Consider the following 22,826-nt stretch of genomic DNA (forward strand, 5'->3'; position numbering starts at 1 on the left):
GGCACCTCACAGAGCGGGCAGGGACGGACGCGCGTGCCCGCCGGACGGACGCGGGCGCCGCACGGGCCGGTACTCGGGCAGCAGGCGGCACAGCAGCAGCCGCACCCGCGCGTCGTCGCCGTGTCCGGCGGCCTCGGCGAGTTCGTCGAGCAGCGGCGGCAGCCCGGCGGGCGGCGGCGCGGGCCGGGTGCCCCAGATCCGCGGATGCGCGGTGGGGACGCGCCGCTCGCAGTCGGCGAACGTCTTCTCGGTGAGCTTCTCGCCCGGCCCCAGGCCGCTGAACCGGATCGTCACCTCGGGCCGCCGCAGCTGCGCCGCGTACCGGTGCACCAGCTCCACGACCGGCAGGGGGCTGCCCATGTCCAGCGCGAACGTCTCGGCCTCCTCGGCGAGGGCGGCGGCCTCCAGCAGCAGCCCGGCGGCCTCCGCGGCCGTCATGAAGTGGCGCGCCACCTCGGGGTGGGCGATGTCGACGACCTCGCCGCACGAGATGCGGTGCGCCACCGCGTCCAGCAGCGGCCCGCCCGCGTCGATCACGTTGCCGAGCCGCACGGCGGCGAAGCGGGTGGGGCCGCCGGTCGCCGCCTGGAGCAGCAGTTCCCCCAGGCGCATCGTCGCGCCGAGCACCGAGGTGGGGTCGGCGGCCTTGTCCGACGACACCAGCACCAGCCGCGCCGCCTCGTGCCGCAGCGCGCCGTCGACGACGTGCCGGGCGCCGACGACGTTGTCGGTCACGCCGCGGCACGGGTCGTGTTCGACGCTGGGCAGCTCGTTGCGCGCCGCCGCGTGGAACACCAGCTCCGGCCTGGCGTCGCGGAAGAACCGTTCGACGGCGGCGCGGTCGCGCACGTCGGCGCGCACAGGCCGCGCCCCGGGCAGGTCGACGGCCAGCCGGGACAGGCCGTCGGCGTCCTTGTCGACCAGGCACAGCGCCGCCGGTCCGAGCGGGGCGACGCCGCGGCACAGCGCCGACCCGACCGTGCCGCAGGCACCGGTGACCAGCACGCGGCGTCCGCGCACGTGCCGCCGCGCCCGCACGCCCGGCACGGGCACCTCGGCGCGGCCCAGCAGGGCGGCCATGGGGTCCTGTTCCCGGGACGGTTCCCGGGACTGTTCCGGGGGGTGCCGCCGGGCGGTGGGACGGCGGCGACGCGGGAGCCCTGCCATGTCAGCCTCGCGACCGCAGGGCGCCGGCCAGCGCGTCGACCACCCGGTCCTGCGCGGCGTCGCCGAGCCGCGGGTACAGCGGCAGCGACAGCAGCCCCTCGGCCACCCGGTCGGTGGCGGGCAGCGGGCCGAGCTCGTGGTCGTCCAGCAGGTCCCGGTACACGGTGAGCTGGTGCGCCGGGATGAAGTGCACCGACGTCGACACGCCCGCCTTCTCCAGCTCGGTGATGACCGCCTCACGTCCGGGCACCCGCACCTGGTAGAGGTGCCAGGCGTGCTGGACGCCGTCGCCCAGGTCGCGTTGCGGCAGGACGACCCCGGGCAGGCCGCGCAGCGCCTCGTCGTAACGGGCGGCCAGCTCGGCGCGTCGCCGCTGCCACTCGGGCAGGGCGTGCAGCTGGGCGCGTCCGATGGCGGCCTGGACGTCGGTCATGTTGGCCTTGAGCCCGAGCTTCTTCACGTCGTACGACCAGCTGCCGCCGGGCAGGTAGCGGCGCCAGGAGTCCTTGCTCATGCCGTGCAGCCGCAGCGAGCGGACCCGTTCGGCGAACGCGGCGTCACGGGTCGCCACCGCGCCGCCCTCGCCGATCGGCAGGTTCTTGGTGGCGTAGAAGGAGAAGCACGCTGCCTGCGAGTCCGCGCCGACCGGCACGCCGCCGCGCGCCGCGCCCGGACCGTGCGCGACGTCCTCCACCACGCGCGAGCGGTCCAGCCCGGCCGCCCCGGCCAGCGCGGGCACGTCCACCGGGTAGCCGGCCTGGTTCTGCACCACCATCGCGGCGGGCCTGGCGCGGGCGGCGGCGGCCTCGACGGTCGCGGGGGACGGCACCAGCGTGTCCTCGTCGATGTCGACCAGCACCGGGCGGTGCCCGGCGTGCAGGATCGCGTTGATCGCGCCGCAGAACGTCAGGCTCGGGGTGAGCACGGCCGAGCCGGGCGGCAGTTCCAGGGCGCGCAGGCTCAGCTCGATCGCCGCGGTGCAGGACGCCACCGCCACCACGTGCTCGGCGCCCAGGAAGTCGGCGAAGTCCTGCTCGAACTCGGCGGTCTGCGGGCCGGTGGTCACCCAGCCGGAGTCCAGCACCTTGACGACGGCGTCGCCGACCTCGGCGGCGAACGAGGGAAGGGAGAACGGGACGGTGGTCTGGCCGGCGCTCGTGCTCATATGTGCGTCACCCCTGGCTGGTGGTCCTGTGCGTGCTGGTCGTGCGTGTCGCGGTCGTGCGTGTCGCGGTCGTGCGTGTCGTGGCCGTTGCGTGCGGTGGTCCGGCGGGAGAGCGACCTCCCGCGGGAGACGGCGACGACCCCGAGCAGCGGCCAGCCGGACGCGGCGACCAGGTCGCGCACCGACTCCAGCGCCGCCGCCCGGGTCAGCGGGCCGACCACCGCGACCACGCCGGTCCGCTCGCCCGCGCCCGGGTCGACGTCCTCGAACGCGTGCACGTGGCACAGGCCCTCGCCGGCGACCCTGCCGTTGGGCGTGGACGAAGCCGGAGCGGCGACCGTCGTCCGGTCCCCGTACACCGCCGCGGCCACCGTCGACACCAGGTCGGCGGGCAGCGGCCCGGACCCGGTGGTGACCAGGGCGACCCGGCGGACCCGGACGCGCCGGGCCGACAGCCGCATCCGCCGGCCCAGATCGGCCCGCGCCGCCGGGCCCCGGTCGGCCCACCCCAGCAGCGGCGCGCCCAGCCGCCGCGCCACCCGCCGCTGCCCCGGGACGGTCGGCCGGAACATCTCGATGACGACCGCGACCAGCACCCCAGTGACCAGCCCGGTCAGCCCCGCGACCGCCGACATCATCACCGCCGGGTTCGACGGCGGCTTCAGCACCGCGGGCTGCACGAACGACGCCGTCCCCGAGGTGGTCAGCCGGGTGCGCAGCTCGGTGCGGGTGGTGCGCAGGTCGCTCAGCTCGGCCTGGACGCGTTCGCGCTCGTTGGCCGCGTCGATGTCGGGCGGCGTGGCGGCGGCGCGCCGCGACAGCGGGCCCAGCCGTCTCTCCAGGTCGCGCATCCGCCGCTCGATGTCGGCGAGCTGGGTGCTGATCGGGCCCTGGTCGGACCGGTTGATCTCGACGACGACGGCCCGGCCGAGGGCGTCGGTGAGCCGCCGCGCCACCCGCGGGTCGGTGTCGCGCACCGACAGTTCGACCACCGTGGAGGCGCCCAGCCCGGCCACCGTGATCCGCTCGGCGACCGCGTCCGGATCGCGGACGACGCGCTGCTCGCCGAGCACCCGCTCCAGCAGGGCGCGGCCGGTCGCGAACGCCTTGACCTGGCTGACCGCCATGCTGACGCCCGCGTCGCCGGCGGCGGCGTCGGCGGCCCGCCCGCCGGCCTGCAGCCGCGCGGTCGCGGTGTGCTGCGGCTCCTGCCGTCCCACCACGACCGCCACCAGGACCAGCGGGACCAGCAGCATGCCCAGCAGGAGCGGCCAGTACCCGCGGACGACCCGCGCGGCGACTTCGTCGATCTCCACGATCATCCCTCCGGCGTCCTCGCGCCGAGGGTCTCAGCGCCCGCCGGGCGGCGGATCACCCATCGATACGAGCGCGCCCTACGTCTTTTGCAGGGGCCCGAGGGATCGCGCAGGTCGGTGGGACGGGATGGACGCGCCGCCGTTAGCCGCGGTCGCCCGGGCGCATGCCGGCGCGCATCGCCAGCGTGATCGCCTCCAGCACCGAGTGGACGTCCAGCTTGGCCAGCAGGTTCTGGGTGTGGGTGCGGACGGTGTTGGCCGACAGCCCCAGCCGCGCGGCGATCTCCGCGCGGTTCAGCCCGTCCACCAGGCACTGCAGCACCTCGCGTTCGCGCGGGGTGAGCCCGGCCGGCAGCCGCGTGCCGCCCTGCCCGGCGTCGTCGTCCAGCAGCCGCCGCAGCACGTCGCCGAGCACGTCCGGCGGGATCCAGCCGCCGCGCCGGGCGGCGCCGCGGACCACCCGCGCCACCAGATCGGCGCCCTCGGTCTTGACCAGGAACCCGACCGCGCCGCGCCGCACCGCCCGCACGATCGCGTCCACCTCGTCGGTCGCCGTCAGCACGACCACGCGGACGTCCGGGTGCCGCTCGCGCACCCTGTCCAGCACGTCCAGGCCGCTCTCCGCGCCCAGCGACAGGTCCAGGACGATCACGTGCGGCCGTTCGGTCGCGGTCAGCGCGAGGGCGCGCCGCCCGTCGGGGGCGACGGGCAGGACGACGAGGTCGGGTTCCCGGCTCAGCCGGGCCGCGAGGGCCTCGGCGAACAGCGCGTGATCGTCCACGATCAGGACGCGGATGGGGGGCTGCATGCCAGGACGATGCCCGCCCCGCGGCGGGCGCGAATCCTGCGAACGCCGTTCCACGGCCGGGTCCGGCCTGGGAATCTCACGGGCCGCATTCTGGGCGTGCCGTTCGGTGGCCGGGGAACGGGGCGTAAGGAGAGGCGTGGCGGCGTTCTGCGGACATGCCGGGCACAGGGGAAGAACTGCGTGCGCGGACGCCCGAGGCGGGGCGCAAGTTGACGCCGGTCCGGAGGCGGCCAGGCGCGGACGGCGGACATTGACCCCTCACGGTCCGTTGCCGAAGCTTTTTCCTGTCGAGAAGGCGCGAGGCAGGGGGAACGACCGTGAAAGTCCTGATCACCGGTGGTGCCGGTTTCATCGGCAGCACGATCGCGTCGGTGTTCGCCGAGCGCGGGGTCACACCAGTCGTGCTGGACAGCCTGGTCACCGGACGGCGGGAATTCACCGACGGCAGGATCTTCTATCGCGGGGACGTGGGCGACGGCGCGCTCGTCGACCAGATCTTCCGCGACCATCCCGACGTTTTCGCGGCGGTGCACTGCGCGGCGCTCATCGTGGTGCCCGAGTCGATGGCCGATCCGCACCGCTACTACCAGGTCAACCTGTCCAAGACCATCGAATTCACCGGTCATCTGGTGCGCAACGGATGCGACCGGCTGATATTCGCCTCCACCGCCGGAATGTACCGGCCCGAGGACGACCTCTCGGTGCGGGAGACCTCGCCGCTGGAGCCGAAGAACCCCTACACGCGCTCCAAGATGATGGCCGAGCTGGCACTGGCCGACTTCGCCGCCGCCTACCCGCTGCGCGTCGTCTCCCTGCGCTATCTCAACCCGATCGGCGCGGACCCGCGGCTGCGCACCGGCCTGCAGCACCGCCGGCCCTCGCACGCCCTCGGCAAGATGATCGAGTCGTACGAGAACGGCGAGCCGTTCACCATCACCGGCGTGGACTGGGCCACCCGCGACGGCACGGCGATCCGCGACTACATTCACGTCTGGGACATCGCCCGCGCCTTCTACGAGACGGCCGTGCGGTTCGACTCGGTCCTTCCCCCGCTCGGACCGGGCGGCCCCGGAAAGCCTTCCGGCGGCTACGAGGTCATCAATCTCGGCACCGGCGACGGAATCACCGTGCGGGAGCTGGTCGACGCCTTCCGCGTAGTCGTCGGCGACGAATTCCAGGTGCGTGAGGCGCCCGCTCGTCCGGGGGACGTGGTGGGCGCTTTCGTCGATCCGGCCAAGGCCGAGGAACTGCTCGGCTGGAAACCCGAATACAGCGTCGAGGAAGCCATCCGCCATTCCCTGGAATGGGCGCGCCAGCGCCGCGCGCTCGACGTGGTCTGACATTTCCCGACCGTGTCGCGGCGCGGCCCGTCATGGGCGGCGTGGCCCGTTCTGGGCGGCGCGGCCCGTCACGGATCGCGGCGGGTGAGCGTCACCGGGAACTCGGTCACGCCGCGCACGAACGCGTTGCGCAGGATGCGCGGGCCCGTGTCGTCCGCCCACCGCGCGTCCGCCACCCGCGCGACGAACTCCTCGAAGAAGATCCGCAGCTCGAGGCGGGCCAGCGAGGCGCCCAGGCAGAAGTGCGGGCCCAGGCCGAACGCGATGTGGTCGCCGGGCGCGCGGGTCACGTCGAACTCGTCGGGACGGTCGAACACCGCCTCGTCGCGGTTGGCCGACCCGTACATCAGCAGCACCTGCGCGCCCGCCGGGATGGTCACCCCGGCCACCTCGGCGTCGCGCGTGGCCGTGCGGCACATGTTGAGGATCGGCGTCGTCCACCGCACGAACTCCTCCACCGCGCCCGGGATGAGTGACGGGTCGCGGCGCAGCAGCTCCCACTGGCCGGGATGCCTGATCAGCGCGTCCAGCGCCGTCGCGATGACGGTGCGGGTCGTCTCGGCGCCGCCGACGAGCAGCAGCAGCGCCTCGTGCGCCAGATGCTCGTCGTCGTACACCGGCTCCCCGGGACCGGCGTTCGACCACACCGAGAGCAGGTCGCCGGCCGGGCAGCCGCGCCGCTCCTTGGCCATCTCCAGCACGGCCAGCGCGAACTCCGCCGCGGCCTGCGTCGCGTCCGCCGTGACGTAGCGCAGCCCGCCCCCGGCGAACACCGCCGTCTCCGACCAGCGCACCAGCTGCGGCCACGAGTCCTCGGGGAAGCCCAGCAGCCAGCCGATCACCCGGGCGGGCAGCGGCGCCGCCAGCGCCGGGACCGCGTCCACGGTGCCGCGCTCCAGCGCGTTCTCGACGCAGTCCACGGCGGTCGCGCGGATCCGGTCGGCGTAGCGGTTCACGCCGCGCGGCGTGAACCGCTGGTACACCATGCGGCGGCGCAGCATGTGCTCCGGATCGTCCAGGCCGATCATGGACGGGTCGGACGGCAGCTGCGGACGGTAGCCGCCCGCGTTGCTCCACAGCCGCGGGTCGCGTTCGATGGCGAAGACGTCCGCGTGCCGGGCGACGCCCCACAGCCCGTTGGCCTCGTCGTGGTACACGGGCGCCTCCGCGCGCAGCCGCGCGTACACCGACCACGGGTCCGTCGCGTACATCTCACCGTCGAGCAGGTCGACCCTCATGGCTCACCCAAGCAAGCGATAGGTTGTGTTCTCTGCCATCCTGACCGGCCGCCCCGCCCACGGCAAGGGCCCCGCGCGTATGCTTCCCGGGCCCCGTCCGGCTTCCCGCACCACCGGAGATCCACACGGCGCCGGATGCGAGAAGATGGGACGATCCCGACAAGGAGGCGCAGTGACCGGCGATGTGCGGATCACCGTGACGCGGACGCTGAGCAAGGAACAGCAGGCCCGCCGCGAACGGCTGCTCGACGCGGCCCGCCGGCTCGCGCACGAGGGCGGCTACCACGCCGTCACCATGCACGACGTCGCCGACCGCGCCGGGGTGGCCCGCGCGACCGTGTACCGCTACTTCGCCACCAAGGACCACCTGCTCACCGAGGTGGCCGCCACCTGGGCGCACCGCATCACCGCCGACATCGACGCGCTGGCGGTCGGGGAGACGCCGGTGGAGCGGCTGACCGCGCTGCTGGAGCGGATCGTGCGCGTGGCCGCCGAGGAGCGCACCCTCACCTCGGCCATCATCCAGGCGGTGACGTCGGACGACCCCAGCGTCGACGACGCGCGCACGGTGCTGTTCCTGTTCGTGCGCGACCGGCTGTCGGCAGCGATCGGCGGCCCGGTGCCGGAACGGGACGAGATCGAGATCGTGCTCGGGCACGTCCTGCTGGCCGCGCTGGTCAGCCTGTCGTCGCTGCGCCGCCCGGTCGAGGAGGTCGCCCTGATGGTCCGCACCGCCGGCCGGATGGTGCTCGCCGGAGCCCTCGCGGCCGCCCCCGCCCGTCCCGAGACGCCGGACAGCCACGAGAACTAGGCGACGGAAGACTGCGCGCCGGGGAGCCTGGCCCCGGGGAGCAGGGTGCGGCCGATTGGACCGACGTGCCGGTGGCCGATTGGACCTTCGACGCGGAAATGCGCCGGGCATAACGTCGCATGTCGTGAGTCATCCGCTGTTGTTCCTACTGGCCGCCACGACCCTCGTCGTCATCCCCGGCCCGAACCACCTGTACATCATCACCCGCAGCGTCGCCGAGGGACGGCGCGCCGGCGTCGTCTCCGCGCTCGGCGTCGAGAGCGGCACGCTCGTGCACGTCGCCGCGGCCACCGCCGGGCTGTCCGCGCTGGTCGCCGCGTCCGCCACCGCGTTCTCCGCGCTGCGCTACGCGGGCGCCGCGTACCTGCTCTACCTGGCGATCCGCACCTTCCGGGCCGGGGACGAGGGCGACGCGACGCCCCTGCCGCCGCAGCCGCTGCGCCGCGTCTACCTCGACGGCCTGCTGGTCAACGTGCTCAACCCCAAGGTCGTGCTGTTCTTCCTGGCGTTCCTGCCGCAGTTCGTCGACCGCGGCGCCGCCGTCCCGGTCCCGGCCCAGATCGCCGTGATGGGCCTGGTCACCGGGCTGATCGGAGTGGTCAGCGACATGGTCTACGCGGTGGCGGCCGGATCGATCGGCGCCTGGCTGCGGGCCCGTCCGGCCTTCCGGCGGCGGCAGCGGCACGCCACCGGCGTCATCTATCTGGGCCTCGGCGCGGCCGCCGTGCTCGCGGGACCACGCCGCGCCTGACGCCCCGCCCGGTTGGTACGCCCGTTTGTCACCCGACTGACAAACGGCGCGGTCCAATGGTGCGATCCGGCAGAAGCCTCACCGGATACGGACGAGTACTTTCAGTAGTCCCCGCTTCGCACGGGCATGGGAGGTGCGCACGGTGACCACGTCCGTCGGCGAACGCTCGCCCCTCAAGTCCTGGGCCGGCGTCCCCCCGGAGATCGGCGAGATCTTCCGTCCCCATCTGGACGCCCTGGCCGAGGAGATGATCGCCGAGATCCTGCGCGGGATACCCGAGTACGCCCGCCCGCAGGACGAGGAGTACGCCCGGCTGGTGCGGCTGGCCGTGGAGGGTGCGCTGCGGCAGTTCGTCGACCTCATCGCCGATCCGGACGCGTCCTGGGAGTCGGTCGCCGCCGTCTACCGGGAGATCGGCTGGGCCGAGGCGCGCGAGGGCCGCAGCCTGGACGTGCTGCAGACCTCGCTGCGGCTGGGCGCGCGGGTGGCCTGGCGGCGCCTGGCCGCCGAGTCCGAGCACTACAACATCTCCCGCCGCGCGCTGGCCAGCATCGCCGAAGGGATCTTCGCGTTCCTGGACGAGATCGCCCAGGCCGCCGCCGAGGGCTACACCAAGGCGCGCGAGCAGGAGGCGGGCGAGCTGGAGCACCGCCGCCGGCGCCTGCTGGACCTGCTGCTGGCCGAGCCGCCCGCCGCGCCGCAGGCCATCGCCGACATGGCCCGCCTGGCGCAGTGGCGGGTGCCCCGCACGGTCGCCGCCGTCGTGCTGTACGAACGCAGCCGCCAACCCTTCCGCCAGCCGTCGCTGCCACCCGACGTGCTGTCCGACGTCAACCGGCGCGAACCCTGCCTGCTCGTCCCGGACCCCGACGGCCCCGGCCGCGCCCGCATGCTGGAGACGGCCCTGCGCAACTGGGTCGCCGCGCTCGGCCCCACCGTGCGCACCGAGGAAGCGGCCAAGTCGCTGCGCTGGGCGCGCGAGGCGCTGCCGCTGGCCCGGCGCGGCATCCTGCCGTCCGACCGGCTCATCCGCTGCGCCGACCACATGCCCACGCTGGTGGTGTTCAACAACGAGGAACTCGTGCGAGCCGTCGCCGACCGGCGGCTGGCGCCGCTGAAGGCGGTGCGTCCCCGGCACCGCGAACGGCTGGCGCGTACCCTGCTGGCCTGCCTGCAGAACGGGTTCAACGCCACCGAGGTCGCCGGCCGCCTGCACGTCCACCCGCAGACGGTGCGCTACCGCCTGCACCAGCTGGAGGAGCTGTTCGGCGACCGGCTGTACGCGCCCGAGACGCGGCTGGAACTGGAGATGGTGCTGACCGTCTGGCTCAGCGCCCCGGACGTCGCCGACGACAAGGAGAGCGCGGTCGCGGTGGAACATCCGAACCGCGGCCCGTACGCCTCCCGCGCCGCCGCCGACCAGTGACGCGTCCGCCCGGCGCCCGGCGGCTTGGCTCGCTCGCCGGGCGCCGTTCGGGATCTACGACAGGCGCAGGAGCCGCTTGAGGATGGACGGTTCCTTCAGCTCGCCGCCCACGGTCAGGGGAGTGCTGGCGGCGCCCGCCGTCACGGCGCCGAGTTGCGTACCGTCGGCTGCCTGACGCGGCGGATCCCCGGTGACGCGGACCGGCACGGTGAGCCCGGGCCACCCGACCACCGTGACGGGGGCGGAGGCGCGCAGCGGCGTCTCCCCACCCAGACCGTCGTCGACCACCGCGACCTGCGCCCCCGCCGGGGCCAGCGTGACCGAGGTCAGCGTGTTCTCGGCGGCCACGACCAGCCGCTGCGCGACCGTCAGCGCGCCCATCGCGCTCGGCGTCCGCTGCCCCATGACCGCGCCCACGATCGTGGTCGGGACGTTGCCCACCCGCTTGCGCGCGGCGAAGACGTAGTTGCCGCCCGCCGCGTCGGTGTAACCGGTCTTGCCGCCGAGCACCCCGTGCTGCCCCACCAGGATGTTGCCGCCGGGACGCGCCGGCCGCCCGTCGTTGGGGACGTAGGTGCGGTTGGCCACGATCTCGGCGAACGCCGGGATCTTCATCGCCGCGGTCAGCAGCTTGACCTGGTCGGCGGCCGTGCTGACGGTGCGCGAGTCGTAACCGCTGGGGTCGGTGTAGGTGGTGCTGGTCATCCCCAGCGACCGCGCGGCGTCGTTCATCTTGCGCACGAACGCCTGCTCGTCGCCCGAGTCCCAGCGGGCCAGCTCGTGCGCGATGTTGTTCGCCGACACGATCATCAGCGCTTCCAGCGCCTTGCGCTGGGTGAACGGCTGTCCCGCCACCACCTCGACGAGCGACTCGCCGCGCTGCTTGCGCGCGGGAAGCTGCGCGGCCTCCTGCGGGGAGATCCTGAACGTCGGACCCGGCGCCCCCGGCTGCAGCGGGTGGTCGCGCAGGAAGACGTACGCGGTCATCACCTTCGCCACGCTGGCCGTGGGGGTCGGCGCCTGCCCGCCGGACGACCCCATGGAGCCCACCCCCTCCACGTAGAGGGTCGCCTGCCCCTGCCGTGGCCACGGAAGCGCCGGGGCGGCACCCCCGAAGGTGTGCTGGGTGGTCGGCAGGGTCAGACGCAACGTCGGCTCGGGGGTCGGCCGTATGAGCTGCCCTCCCACCAGCCCTGCGAGCAGCACGAGCAGGGCCACGACGGTGATCAGGCCGCGGCGCCGCCGCTTGCGTGGTCCCTTCGCGGGGGGCTGCTCGGGCTCCTGCGTTGCGGGCGGCTGGGCGGCCGCAGGCGGACCGTCTGGGGGTGGTGCCGTCTGCGGTGGGGGCGCTGTGTACGCCGGTGCCGCCGCAGGCGAGACGGTCTCGGGCAGGGGATCCCGCTGCGTCGTCTCCGTGAAGCCCTCGGGAAGGAACGGAGGAGCCTCCGGCAGCGGCTGCTCCACCGTTGGCTGAGCCGAGCGGAATCCCTGGTGGGACGGCGGCTGCACCCGTACGGGCCACGACGGGGGAGCATTCCCCGGCTCGGGTGCTTCGCGCTCGGGGGCGGGACGGGTGAGCGCGGCGTCCTCAGCGGCAGGCGCGGGCTCCTGCGGTGCGGCCTGCTGCGGTGCGGGCTGCTGTGGTGCCGGGCGTTGCGGTGCTGGATGCTGCGGTGCCGAGTGCTCTGCGGGCTGCGGTGCGGGCTCTGGCTTCTCCTGAGCGGGCCGCTGGGGCGTGCTCTGCCTGAACTCGGCGTCAGCCGGCCGTTCCCTGAAGAACACCGGGCGTGGCAGGTCCGGAACGGTGGCATTGCTGGACGCGGCGGGCGGCTCCGCCTTGGGCGGAAGCCGGAACTCCGTGGTGGGCGTCCTACCGCCGTCCTCGCCGTCCTCGCCGTCCTCGCCTTCTTCCTCGTCCTCTTCGACTTCGTCGGCGTCCGCCTCGTCGGTCTCCTCGGCGGCGGAGCGGGGCTCGTCCTCGGGCTCCTCGCGGTCATTGGATTCGTCGGATTCGCCGGGTTCGTCTGCCCGCTCTGGGTGCTCGTCCTCGACGGCCTCGCCCTCGGGCTCAGCCGGCTCGGCGGATTCCGAGGACGGCTCCGGCTCCTCGTCGGCCTGCTCCTCGTCGTCGCGGCCCTCAGCGTCGGCTTCCTCCTGCCGCCGCTCGGCTTCGGAGTCGGCCTCCTCTTCCTCCTGCTCGGACTCGTCCTCCGCCTGCTCGGGCTCGGCGGCCTCGGACGGCTGCTCCGGCTGCGCGTCCGCCTGCTCCTCAACGCCGTCCTGCTCCTCAACGCCGTCCTGCGCCTCGGCATCGTCCTCCGGCTCGGCGTCGTCCTGCGGCTCAACGCCGTCCTGCGGCTCGGCGTCGTCCTGTGCCTCGGCGTCGTCCTGTGCCTCGGCGTCGTCCTGTGCCTCGGCGTCGTCCTGTGCCTCGGCGTCGTCCTGTGCCTCGGCGTCGTCCGTGGTCTCAGTCTCGGGCTCGGCCTCCGCCTCCGGCCGTGCCTCAGTGCCGGCCTCGGGCTCCGCCTCCGCGTCCGCCTCTGCCTCGGGCTCTCGTTCGGTTTCCGAGGAGCCGCCCTGGTCGAAGTCGGTGTCCGGTTTCGCGTCGGGTGCGGGGCCGTCCTGCGGGGGCGTCCCCGCAGGATCGTGCCGTGCGTCGTCGTCCAGCTCACGCGACGCGTCATTCACGGCGCGACCTCCTCGACTTCATGCCGGGCAGTTGGAGAAAAGACCGGGCAGGCGGGCGGAACGGTCTCGCCGACGACCCCCGTGCATCTGTCAAGATGCGCGGGTCCGCCCCCGGGTTCACACACATACGAAGCCTTGATCCGATTGTTGGTCAGGGCCGGTGTCCCCAGAACGCGTCGATGTCGGCGAACGAGCGCAGCGCGTCCTCCAGCGGCGCCGGGGTGACCTTGACGTTGCCGGTGAAGGGCACGTTGACCTCGTAGAGGAGGAATACCACGAACGCGACCGTGGCCGCGCCCACGAACGCCAACACGACCCGAACCGCCGGACGCGGATCGCCCCGCAGCATCGGCAGCACCACCACCAGCAGCCCGGTGGAGATGAGCGCGACCCACATCAGCGGGGGAATCCTGGTCCCGGCCAGCGACTCGCGTGAGCGCCGCGCGTCGAACAGGACGCTCACCGCTCGCAACGCGTCCTGGTACCGGATGGTGGCGCCGCCCGGCTGTGGAGAGACGTGCGTGATCTCGTAGCGCAACTGCCTCGCCAGCTGCCAGGAGCGGGGGTGCAGCTCCCCCGTCTCGGCCATGGCCGGCCATTCCACGCGGATGACATGGGTGGTGTAGTCGCGCAGCTCGCTGCGCAGCCGCACCTCCTCCGGGCCGTCGAGCGTCTGGGCGTACCAGTACAGGTCGAGGACGGCGTCGGCCTCCTGCACCACGCTGTGGCTCGCCTGGTTGATGGTCAGCCAGACGAACAGGCCCATCGTTATCGCCGTCAGCAGGAACGCGGACACCACCAGGACGGTGGTGAGCGCCCCGTACATCCCGAAGTCGTACCGCACCCGGGCGGGGACCGTCCGCTGGATCAGCAGCGCCCCCGCGACCGCCGCCGCTCCCGTCCCGAAGACGGCCAGGCAGCCCAGGAGCACGGTGTTCATGCGCTCGACCCTTCCCGGCGTCCACCGGCGATCGCAGGGGCAGGGCAAGGCTTTGCCGACTCGGGGTGGTCCGCTGGGAGCATCCGGACGCGGGAACGCGGTCGGGCCAAGAGTTGTGAGTGATCCGCGATCGCCCGGGTAAGGCCGAGATCGATCGGATCTGCAGAGACATCGACAGGGTCAACCTCAAGGGGTGAACGATGGCCACCAAGATCCGCGACATCATGACCGGTTCCCCGACCGCGGTCTCGCCGCAGGACGACATCGTCAGCGTGGCGCGCCGGATGCGCGACGAGGACATCGGCAACGTCCTGGTCGCCGAGGGCGACGAGCTGCGCGGCATCGTCACCGACCGCGACCTGGTGGTGCGCGGTCTCGCCGCGGGCGGCGACCCGGGCAGCACCAAGGTCGGCGGCCTGTGCAGCGACGTCACGGCCACGGTCGGGCCGGACGACCCGCCCGAACGGGCGGTCGAGATCATGCGTGAGCGGGCGGTCCGCCGCCTGCCGGTGATCGAGAACGGCCGGCCGGTGGGGATCGTCTCCATCGGCGACCTGGCGGTGGAGAAGGAGGGCTCCGCCCTCGCCGACATCAGCGCCGCCAAGTCGAACCTCTGAGTGGGGTGGTGGAGGGCCCGGGACGCAGCTCCGTGCGTCCCGGGCCCTGTCGCGTCCGCTAGGCGGGACGCGGCAGGGCGCGCAGCAGGCGCTCCACTTCCTCTTCCGTGTTGTAGTAGTGCACCGACGCCCGTACGGCACTGACGGCGCCGCTGGGATCGAAGCGCTGCTCCCCGCTGGTGACGCTCACGTTGACGCCCTGCTCCCGTAGCGCGAGCTTGACGTCGGCGGCCTCGTGCCCGTCCACGGTGAACGTGACGATGCCCGAACGACGCGCCCCGCGGTCCAGGACGCTCACCCCTGGACGGGCCGCGAGCTCGTCACGCAGCCCCGCGGCCAGGGCGGTCACACGTTCCTCGATGGCCGCGACACCGAGCGCGACGGCGTAGTCGGCGGCCACGCCCAGGCCGATCTGCCCGGCGACGTAGCGTTCCCACGTCTCGAAACGGCGGGCGTCGTCGCGGACGACGTACTCGTCCGGGGCCGTCCAGGCGGCCGAGTGCAGGTCGAGGAACGGCGGCTCCAGCGTCCGCAGGACGTCCCGCCGCACGTACAGCAGGCCCGTGCCGCGCGGCCCCCGCAGGAACTTGCGGCCCGTCGCCGACAGCATGTCGCAGCCGATCTCCCGCACGTCCACGGTGAGCTGCCCGACCGACTGGCACGCGTCCAGCAGGTACAGCGCGCCCGCCGCCCGCGTCAGCCGCCCCACCTCGGCCGCCGGGTTGACCAGGCCGTTGTGCGTCGGGACGTGGTTGAGCGACACCAGCCGCACGTCTCCCTTGGCCAGCTCGGTCTCCAGCGCCTTCAGGGAGATCTGGCCGTCGGCGTCGTCCGGCACCACCTCCACGCGGGCGCCGCGCGCCCGCGCGACCTGCTGGTAGGCGATGCCGTTGCTGGCGTACTCGCTGGTGGTGGTGAGGATCCGGTCGCCGCGACGGAACGGGATCGCGTAGAACACCATGTCCCAGGCGCGGGTGGCGTTCTCCACGTAGGCGATCTCGTCGCGGTCCGCGCCCAGCAGCCCGGCGACCGCGTCGTAGAACCGCTCGACCGCCGCGGACGCCTGCTCGTAGGCCTCGTAGCCGCCGGTCAGCGCCTCCAGCTCCAGGTGCCCGTTCACCGCGTCGATCACCGGCCGGGGCGGCAGTGCCGCGCCCGCGTTGTTGAAGTGCGCCACCCGCGCGCAGCCCGGTGTGTCCGCCCGCGCCTTGTCGATGTCGATGTCCACGTTGTCCGCTCCTCGTCGCCGCCTCGGATATTCAAGCCGTGTGGCCGTGGCCGCGCAAAGTGTCGGACCCCCGCGAGACGATGCCACGCGACGGGGGCCTTGACCTCGACCATTGTTGAGGTCCCACCATCGGAGGTCGGACCTTCCTCCTCCGACCAGATCGGCGGTACCCAATGGACATGGAAGTCACCGCGTGGATGTCGCTGCACCACGCGATGAACGCGCAGGACGACCGGCGGCCCTTCTCCCGCGCCACGCTGCGGCGCATTTGGGGCTTCGCGCGGCCGCACCGCGCGCTGCTGACGTGGTTCCTGCTGCTCAGCGTGGTCATGGCCGTCCTGGCGGTGGTCACGCCGGTGCTGGCCGGACGGGTCGTCGACGCGATCGGCGAGGGCGCCGCCACCGGCACCGTCACCCGGCTGGCCGTGCTGATCGCCGTGATCGCCCTGGCCGAGGGCGGGATCGGGCTGCTCAACCGGTGGCTGTCGGCGCGCATCGGCGAGGGCCTCATCCTCGACCTGCGCACCGCCGTGTTCGACCACGTCCAGCGCATGCCGGTCGCGTTCTTCACCCGTACCCGCACCGGCGCCCTGGTCAGCCGCCTCAACAACGACGTGATCGGCGCCCAGCGCGCCTTCAGCGACACCCTGTCGGGGGTGGTCAGCAACCTGGTCACGCTGGTGCTGACGTTCGCGGTCATGGTGGGCATCTCCTGGCAGATCACGCTGCTGGCGCTCCTGCTGCTGCCGGTGTTCGTGCTGCCCGCCCGGCGCATGGGCACCCGCCTGGCCCGCCTGCAGCGCGAGGCCGCGGCGCACGACGCCGCCATGAGCACGCAGATGACCGAGCGGTTCTCCGCGCCCGGCGCGACGCTGGTGAAGCTGTTCGGACGGCCCGCCCGCGAGTCGCGGGAGTTCGCCGTGCGGGCCCGGCGCGTCCGCGACATCGGCGTGCGCACCGCGATGGTGCAGCACGTGTTCATCACCGCGCTCACCATGGTGTCCGCCCTGGCGCTGGCCCTGGTCTACGGCCTCGGCGGGTACTTCTCCCTGCGCGGCCAGCTCGACGCCGGCGCCGTGGTGGCCCTGGCGCTGCTGCTCACCCGCCTCTACGCGCCGCTGACCTCCCTGGCCAGCGCCCGGGTCGAGGTGATGAGCGCGCTGGTCAGCTTCGAGCGCGTCTTCGAGATCCTCGACCTGCGTCCGCTGGTCGCCGAACGCCCCGACGCCCGCTCGGTGCCGGACGGTCCCGTCTCCGTGGAGTTCGAGAACGTCCGCTTCTCCTACCCGTCGCCCGACAAGGTGTCCCTGGCGTCCCTGGAGGAGGTCGCCGTCCTCGACACGCGCGGCGGCGCCGAGGTCCTGCACGACGTCTCCTTCCGCGCCGAACCCGGCCAGATGGTCGCCCTGGTCGGCTCCTCGGGCGCCGGGAAGTCCACGATCGCGAGCCTGCTGCCCCGCCTCTACGACGTCGACTCCGGCGCCGTCCGGCTGGGCGGCGTGGACGTGCGCGACCTGAGCTTCGCCGCCATCCGCGACACCCTCGGCATGGTCACCCAGGACGGCCACCTGTTCCACGAGTCGATCCGGGCCAACCTGCTGCTCGCCCGTCCCGAGGCCACCGAGGACGAGCTGTGGGAGGTCCTGCGCCGCGCCCGCCTGGACGACCTGATCGAGAGCCTGCCCGACGGCCTGGACACCATCGTCGGCGAACGCGGCTACCGGCTGTCGGGCGGCGAACGCCAGCGCCTGACCATCGCCCGCGTCCTGCTGGCCCGTCCCCGCGTGGTCATCCTCGACGAGGCGACCGCCCACCTGGACTCCACCTCCGAGGCGGCCGTCCAGGAGGCCCTGACCGAGGCCCTCGACGGCCGCACCGCCGTGGTGATCGCCCACCGCTTGTCCACGGTCCGCGCCGCCGACCTCATCCTGGTCGTGGAGGACGGCCGCATCGTCGAACGCGGCACGCACGACGAACTCCTGGCCGCCGAAGGCCGCTACAGCGAACTCCACCGCACCCAGTTCCAGCCCCCCACCGTCGAAGCCGTCGCCTGACCCCGAAGCCCGTCGCGCCACCGGCCACAACCCCCGCCGGCGCGACGGGCACGCGGCCTCCTACCCCCCGGGTCGAGAGGATCACCTGCCGTGTTCCGGCCATGGTCGGGGTAAAGCCGGTCGTCAGGACTCTGTAAGCCGTCTTCAGGCTCTCGATGATCTGCTGGTGCCCGCCGGCATCCTGTGGCGGGTGGCGTCGCGGTGATGCCACACGTCGCCCGGGCGGCGTTCGCCACAGAGCCGTTCCGTCGTGAAGGAGCATGATGTTCGGAGCAACGACGAAACGACTTTCCCGCGGCTCGCTCGCCGCCGCGATCGTGGCGGCGGCGGCCTTCACCGGATCGTCCGCCCTGGCCGTCCCCGCCGCACAGGCGGAGGTCTGCCGGCATCGCACCGGCGTCCAGCACGACGGGGGCGTCTTCCCCGAGCCGTTCACCGAGGACTCGCTCTGCGGCAATGCGGCGGGCGCATCCGTGTACGCCTCCCCCTCCAAGGACTCCGCGCAGGTGGGCGTGCTGGACACGACCACGAGCTGGTTTCTGTGCTGGAGGCGCGGTCAATCTCATGAGGGCGGCAACGACGTCTGGTACTACACGCAGGGAGACCGGGCGCTGGGGGACCCGGCTCGGCGCGGTTTCGGATTCGTCCCCGCGTCCAAGCTCCACACGACGGTGGACCCGGGGGACTCGCTGCTCGCCCCCTGCCCCGACGTGCCCTCGGAACCGGCGGTCGGCTACATGGTGCTCGACCGGAAGAGCGGCGCCTCCCTCCAGAACGCCGAACACCGGCGGTTCCGCTCAGCGTCTCTGATCAAGCTGCTGATCGCGATCGACTATCTGGAGAAGCTGGGGCCCGGCCGGCCGATCCCCGAGGGCGACGCCGGGCGACTGCGGAACATGCTGCGCTCCAGCGACGACGACGCCGCCAGCGCCCTGTGGACCCGCAGCGAGGATGCCGGACCCGCCATCGTCACAAGGATGGCGACGAAGATCGGCCTCACCGACACCTCGCCTCCGGCGGACGCGGGGAAGTGGGGGTACACCGCCACCAGCGCCGCGGACGTCGTCAAGACCTACCGCTACATCCTGGAGCAGGCCGACCCGGCGTTCCGCGACCTGGTCATGGGCCACCTGCACCAGGCCACCCGCTGCGCGTCCGACGGCTGGGACCAGTTCTTCGGCATCCCGTCCGCCCTCCCCGGGCCGTGGGCCGTGAAGCAGGGCTGGTCCGGCTTCGGCGCGGCGCCGCCCGACCAGCGCTGCACCACGAGCGCGCCGTCCTCGCGCGGTACGGCAGGGATCGAGCTCGGCGGGGTCGCCATGCACACCTCCGGCACCTACTGCGCCGACGACCGGAAGATCATGGCCGTGCTCAGCCTGAGCCCGGCGGGCACCTCATGGCAGACCTCGGGCCGGCGCCTCACGAAACAGGCCGGAGACCTCTACCGGGCCAGTCCGTGCTGACCCCTCGCGTCCGTGACCCGCGTAGCCGCCGGTCGCCGAGGCGGCCCGCCGAGGCGGCCCGCCGAGGCGGCCCGCCGTGGCGGCGCGGCGCAGCGCGTAGCGGCGGAAGCGGGCGGGGACGCGTCTTCGCACGATGGCCTGCCTTCGCGCGGGGCACCACGTCCGACGGCAAGGGACGCGCCCCCGGGTCAGGGGCGGGGGATGGTGGCGTGGGCAAGGCGCGTCCAGGTGAAGGGGCGGAGGGCGTCGGTCCGGGTCCACGTGGACGGAGGGACGGCGTCATGCATGGTGACGTGGTCGAGGACCTCGAGGCCGTGGCGCTTCATCAGCGTGGTGACGTCGTCGGGCGACAGGAAGGTCAGGTAGGGCTCGTTGCTCTCGCGGACGACCTCGGCGGCGATGGCGGCGTACTCGTTGCCCGTGGCGTCCCGTAGTTCCGCGGGCAGGGCGTATTCCATGACGAGTTCCGAGCCGGGGGACAGGCGGCCGAGTTCCGCCAGGGTGGCGGAGATGGCGTCGCGGGTGAGATACATGGTGACGCCCAGCCAGCCCACGAGGGCGGAGCGGCGCGGGTCGAATCCGGCGGCGGTGAGCCGGTCGAGAAGGGCACCGGATTCCAGGTCGACGGGGACGAAGGCGAGGTGCCCGGGAATGGGGATGCCCGCCCGCGAAAGAAGCGCGCGCTTCCATTCCTGTGTGGCCGGGTGGTCGACCTCGAACACCCGGACGCCGGAGTGGCGGTGGGCGAACGTGTCGAGGCCCGCGCCGAGGATCACGTACTGGTCCGGTGAACGGTCGGCCAGCAGCCGTTCGGTGTAGGCGCCGCGGGCGGTGACCAGGGCGCGTGTGCCCGAGAGCACCAGGTGGTCGCCGTGCGCGCGGTGGTAGCCGAGCATCTCCTCGGCCCGGTCGCCGAGCAGGGCGGCCGCGACGGTGTCGTGAAGGATGTGCGGTTCGTGGTCGACGACGAGATGCGCGGCGCGTGCCGCCGCGGTCGACAACGCGGTCCGGCTGGGCTGTCCGTCCTGCATCGTGTTCCCTTCCGTAGGGCTCGGGGAAACGCGATGCTAATGACGACAGACAACATCTCAAAACTAGGGTAGCAGATAAAGATAAATTCCCAATAACTCCAACATCGCGATGTCGTTGCGATTAATCGGCCGGCGTGGAAGAAGGGACGATTCGTACGCTGCGAGGGTCGTGCCGGGGAGGTCGCCCATGCAGATGCATCGCCGCGCCGGGCTGAGGGTGCTGCGCCGCAAGGGTGAGGCGGTCATGCGGGCGGAACTGGCCGTCGGAACGGCCCTGGGCGAGGCCGCCGCCCGATGGGACGGCGTCCCCGAGGGCGGCGTCCTGTCCTGGCGCTGGTGACATCGTCGTTTCCCGGTATGTCGCTGTTCATCCTTTTTGTTGATGACATTCCTCTTTTTGGATCGGTAGAACCGCCGGAACGCGGGGTGCGTACCACACCAGGGGGAGTCGGCTCGCAGGCAGGCGGTGAGGAGGACGGCGCGTGCGGTTCCACAAGGCGAGAAGGCCGAGGAGGGGTCCGGGGGAGCGCTTCGCCGGCGTGGTCGAGGACACGTGGTGTTCTGCCTGCAAAACACTGTGATCCGCGACATAATCGCGCAATCGCCACGAAGGACCATTCCACCCAACTGAGGACCTGATGGAGCAATCCCTCTTGGTGGCGGCGCTCGTCGGCGCCGCCATCGGCATCGTCGTCCTCGCGGTCGTGCTCGTCCGTCAGCGGCACGTCTCCGACCGGTACCGCGGGCGGACCGAGGCACTGCTGGACGAGCTGCGGCGGCGCGACGAGGAGCTGCGGCATCTGGCCGGCACGCGGCTCCCCGAGCTGCGCGACCAGCTCGACGGGCGGCCGGTGACGGTGTCCAGGCCGCTGCACGAGCAGTGGCTGACCGGCACGCCGTTCGGGCAGGACGTGCAGACGGTGCTGGACCTGTTCACCGAGAGCGTGGAGCGCGCCCGGGTCCGCGCCGACCGGTCGGCCAAGGTCACGCTGCGGGCGATGATGCGCACCGTGCAGAGCCTGACCAACGAGCAGCAGCTCGCGCTGACCGACATGCAGGACCGGCACGACGACCCCGAGGTGCTGGCGGACCTGCTGCGCCTGGACCACATGAACGCCCAGCTCGGACGGCGCGCCCAGGCCACGGCGGTGCTGTGCGGGTCGTGGCCGGGCCAGCAGCGGCAGGCGTCGGCGCTGTCGGACGTGGTGCGCGGCGCGGTCTCCCGGATCCGCGACTACCTGCGGGTCCAGCTCACCTCGGAGGTCAACGTCGCGGTCGTCAGCCGCGCCGTGGAGCCGGTCGTGCTGGTGCTCGCCGAACTGCTGGACAACGCCACCCGGCACTCCCAGCCGAACACCACGGTCGAGGTCAACTTCCAGATGGCGCACAACGGCGTGGCCATCATGATCGATGACGCCGGGGTGGCGATGAACGGGGAGGAGATCCAGCGCGCCACCCGGCTGCTGAACGGCCGCGAGAGCGTCGACATCAACCGGATCGGCGACCCGCCGCAGGTCGGCTTCGCCGTCGCCGGGGTGTTGTCGGCCCGCTACGGGTTCACCGTGTCGGTGGACACCCGGTCGCCGTACGGCGGCGTGCGCGCGGTGGTGTTCCTGCCGAACACGCTGCTGACCGCCGTCCCGACGAACGAGCAGGAGGGACCCGCCGTGTCGCCCGAGCCTGACGTGTCGTCCGTCCGAGCACAGCCGGCGGGGGTGGGGGCCGCCGGACGTCCGGAGCCGGTCGCCGAGGAGGCCACGGCCGGCGGCCTGCCCAAGCGCCGCCGCGTCACCGCCGCCGCGCCGGCGCAGGCGGCGGAGGAACCGGCCGCCGGGAACGGCGCCGCCGCGGGCGCGGAGCCGCCGTCGCGCCGGAGCGCCGCGGGACTGGGGGCGTGGCAGCGCGGAACGCGGTCCGGTCGTGCCGCGTCCGTCCCCGGTCCGGCCGAGGGGGCGGCCGGCCAGCACGAAGCCGACAGTGAAGGGAACATCCGGTCATGACCGATTTCGTGGACAACAAGCTCGGCTGGATGCTCGACGACGCACTGCGCATGCCGGAGACGCGGTACGCGATCCTGCTGTCGGCCGACGGGCTGCTGATCGCCCACTCCGCGCAGATCAACCGCGACGAGGCCGAACGGCAGGCCGCGGGGATGGCGGGGCTGCAGTCGCTGGCCCGCAGCACCGCCGAGTTCTGCGGCAACCCGAACACGATGTGGCGGCAGACGGTCAGCGAGTTCGACGACGGCTACGTGTTCCTCGTCGCCGCGGGGCCGGGCGCGTACCTGGCCGTCTCGGCCACCCAGCACGTGGACATGGAGGCGGTGTCGTTCCGGCTGCAGGAACTGGTGCAGCGGCTGGGCAAGGAACTGTCGACCCCGCCGAGACGGGGTGCCGACGCATGATGACGCCGCGCAACCGGCGGGCGCTGGTCCGGCCGCACGTGGTGACCGGCGGCCGGGCGCGTCCGACCCGCAACATCTTCGACCTGGTGACCCTGGTGACGGCCGCCGGAGATCTGCCGCTGACCGGGCTCAGCCCGGAGAAGCGCCGCATCGTGACGCTGTGCCGGGGCGGCGCGCTGTCGGTGGCCGAGGTGTCCGGTCATCTGGGCCTGCCGGTGAGCGTCACCAAGGTGCTGCTGTCCGACCTGGTGGACAGCGGCCACATCACCACCCGGGCCGCGAGCCCGGACTCGTCGCGGCCCGAGCAGCTGGGGCTCCTGCAGGAGGTGCTCGATGGACTCCGTGCTCTCCTCTGAGAGCGTCGCCGCGGGCGCGCCCG

The 22,826-nt window shown here is 73.0% G+C and carries 20 protein-coding genes; 11 read left to right on the plus strand and 9 right to left on the minus strand.

Annotated features, from left to right (window positions below):
• Window positions 1–6: 6 nt before the first annotated feature.
• The 4 genes from ABD811_RS30535 to ABD811_RS30550 all read right to left on the minus strand — a co-directional run bounded on the left by ABD811_RS30535 (window position 7) and on the right by ABD811_RS30550 (window position 4,456).
• The gene (locus ABD811_RS30535) at window positions 7–1,080 is read right to left on the minus strand and encodes a polysaccharide biosynthesis protein (RefSeq protein ID WP_344954670.1); all 1,074 of its coding nucleotides are present in this window, start codon (window positions 1,078–1,080) and stop codon (window positions 7–9) included.
• Window positions 1,081–1,168: 88 nt separating this feature from the next.
• A complete protein-coding gene (locus ABD811_RS30540; RefSeq protein ID WP_344954672.1) occupies window positions 1,169–2,332 on the minus strand; it encodes a DegT/DnrJ/EryC1/StrS family aminotransferase in 1,164 nt (387 codons plus the stop codon).
• Entirely contained in the window at window positions 2,329–3,648 is a 1,320-nt protein-coding gene (locus ABD811_RS30545; RefSeq protein WP_344954674.1) for a YveK family protein, read from the minus strand. Before ABD811_RS30545 ends, ABD811_RS30540 begins: the two co-directional genes overlap by 4 nt.
• Before the next feature lie 142 nt (window positions 3,649–3,790).
• Complete coding sequence (locus ABD811_RS30550) at window positions 3,791–4,456, minus strand: response regulator (RefSeq protein WP_344954676.1); 666 nt, start codon at window positions 4,454–4,456, stop codon at window positions 3,791–3,793.
• A 317-nt stretch (window positions 4,457–4,773) separates the two neighbouring features.
• Between ABD811_RS30550 and galE the strand changes: the two genes are divergently transcribed.
• Complete coding sequence (gene galE / locus ABD811_RS30555) at window positions 4,774–5,796, plus strand: UDP-glucose 4-epimerase GalE (protein WP_344954678.1); 1,023 nt, start codon at window positions 4,774–4,776, stop codon at window positions 5,794–5,796.
• A gap of 68 nt (window positions 5,797–5,864) precedes the next feature.
• On the opposite strand, the gene ABD811_RS30560 is transcribed toward galE, so the two are convergent.
• A complete protein-coding gene (locus tag ABD811_RS30560; protein WP_344954680.1) occupies window positions 5,865–7,034 on the minus strand; it encodes a cytochrome P450 in 1,170 nt (389 codons plus the stop codon).
• A gap of 172 nt (window positions 7,035–7,206) precedes the next feature.
• Here ABD811_RS30560 and ABD811_RS30565 point away from each other — a divergent pair, with 172 nt between their 5' ends.
• The 3 genes from ABD811_RS30565 (at window position 7,207) to ABD811_RS30575 (ending at window position 10,022) form a co-directional block, all read left to right on the plus strand.
• Window positions 7,207–7,845 (plus strand): TetR/AcrR family transcriptional regulator, encoded by a 639-nt coding sequence (locus ABD811_RS30565; protein ID WP_344954682.1) that lies wholly within the window; start codon window positions 7,207–7,209, stop codon window positions 7,843–7,845.
• 124 nt (window positions 7,846–7,969) lie between these two features.
• A complete protein-coding gene (locus ABD811_RS30570) occupies window positions 7,970–8,596 on the plus strand; it encodes a LysE family translocator (RefSeq protein WP_344954684.1) in 627 nt (208 codons plus the stop codon).
• A gap of 142 nt (window positions 8,597–8,738) precedes the next feature.
• Window positions 8,739–10,022 carry a PucR family transcriptional regulator gene (locus tag ABD811_RS30575; RefSeq protein ID WP_344954686.1) on the plus strand — a complete coding sequence of 428 codons (1,284 nt, stop codon included), beginning with the start codon at window positions 8,739–8,741 and terminating at the stop codon, window positions 10,020–10,022.
• Window positions 10,023–10,076: 54 nt separating this feature from the next.
• Here ABD811_RS30575 and ABD811_RS30580 read toward each other — a convergent pair whose 3' ends face one another.
• Together ABD811_RS30580 and ABD811_RS30585 are read right to left on the minus strand one after the other, a co-directional pair.
• The gene (locus ABD811_RS30580) at window positions 10,077–12,710 is read right to left on the minus strand and encodes a hypothetical protein (protein ID WP_344954688.1); all 2,634 of its coding nucleotides are present in this window, start codon (window positions 12,708–12,710) and stop codon (window positions 10,077–10,079) included.
• Window positions 12,711–12,861: 151 nt separating this feature from the next.
• Window positions 12,862–13,650: a bestrophin-like domain gene (locus ABD811_RS30585; RefSeq protein WP_344954690.1), complete on the minus strand. Its 789-nt coding sequence runs from the start codon at window positions 13,648–13,650 to the stop codon at window positions 12,862–12,864.
• Window positions 13,651–13,850: 200 nt separating this feature from the next.
• On the opposite strand from ABD811_RS30585, the gene ABD811_RS30590 reads away from it, so the two are divergent.
• The gene (locus tag ABD811_RS30590) at window positions 13,851–14,267 is read left to right on the plus strand and encodes a CBS domain-containing protein (RefSeq protein WP_344954692.1); all 417 of its coding nucleotides are present in this window, start codon (window positions 13,851–13,853) and stop codon (window positions 14,265–14,267) included.
• Window positions 14,268–14,325: 58 nt separating this feature from the next.
• Here the strand turns inward: ABD811_RS30590 and ABD811_RS30595 are convergent, their stop codons facing one another.
• Complete coding sequence (locus ABD811_RS30595) at window positions 14,326–15,495, minus strand: aminotransferase class V-fold PLP-dependent enzyme (RefSeq protein WP_344954694.1); 1,170 nt, start codon at window positions 15,493–15,495, stop codon at window positions 14,326–14,328.
• A gap of 173 nt (window positions 15,496–15,668) precedes the next feature.
• On the opposite strand from ABD811_RS30595, the gene ABD811_RS30600 reads away from it, so the two are divergent.
• Both ABD811_RS30600 and ABD811_RS30605 read left to right on the plus strand, forming a co-directional pair.
• Window positions 15,669–17,549 (plus strand): ABC transporter ATP-binding protein, encoded by a 1,881-nt coding sequence (locus ABD811_RS30600; protein WP_344954696.1) that lies wholly within the window; start codon window positions 15,669–15,671, stop codon window positions 17,547–17,549.
• A gap of 260 nt (window positions 17,550–17,809) precedes the next feature.
• A complete protein-coding gene (locus ABD811_RS30605; protein ID WP_344954698.1) occupies window positions 17,810–19,012 on the plus strand; it encodes a serine hydrolase in 1,203 nt (400 codons plus the stop codon).
• Between the two features lie 188 nt (window positions 19,013–19,200).
• Here ABD811_RS30605 and ABD811_RS30610 read toward each other — a convergent pair whose 3' ends face one another.
• A complete protein-coding gene (locus ABD811_RS30610; protein WP_344954700.1) occupies window positions 19,201–20,043 on the minus strand; it encodes a class I SAM-dependent methyltransferase in 843 nt (280 codons plus the stop codon).
• Between the two features lie 187 nt (window positions 20,044–20,230).
• On the opposite strand from ABD811_RS30610, the gene ABD811_RS30615 reads away from it, so the two are divergent.
• From ABD811_RS30615 to ABD811_RS30630, 4 genes are all read left to right on the plus strand, one after another.
• On the plus strand, window positions 20,231–20,383 hold the full coding sequence (locus tag ABD811_RS30615; RefSeq protein WP_344954702.1) for a hypothetical protein: 153 nt from the start codon (window positions 20,231–20,233) through the stop codon (window positions 20,381–20,383).
• A 298-nt stretch (window positions 20,384–20,681) separates the two neighbouring features.
• A complete protein-coding gene (locus tag ABD811_RS30620) occupies window positions 20,682–22,043 on the plus strand; it encodes an ATP-binding protein (protein ID WP_344954704.1) in 1,362 nt (453 codons plus the stop codon).
• The gene (locus ABD811_RS30625) at window positions 22,040–22,447 is read left to right on the plus strand and encodes a roadblock/LC7 domain-containing protein (RefSeq protein WP_344954706.1); all 408 of its coding nucleotides are present in this window, start codon (window positions 22,040–22,042) and stop codon (window positions 22,445–22,447) included. The genes ABD811_RS30620 and ABD811_RS30625 overlap by 4 nt, the downstream gene beginning before the upstream one ends.
• Window positions 22,444–22,803 (plus strand): DUF742 domain-containing protein, encoded by a 360-nt coding sequence (locus ABD811_RS30630; RefSeq protein WP_344954708.1) that lies wholly within the window; start codon window positions 22,444–22,446, stop codon window positions 22,801–22,803. The genes ABD811_RS30625 and ABD811_RS30630 overlap by 4 nt, the downstream gene beginning before the upstream one ends.
• Window positions 22,804–22,826: the final 23 nt, after the last annotated feature.

The sequence above is a fragment of the Actinomadura miaoliensis genome (assembly GCF_039536785.1).
GTDB classification, from domain to species: Bacteria; Actinomycetota; Actinomycetes; order Streptosporangiales; family Streptosporangiaceae; genus Spirillospora; species Spirillospora miaoliensis.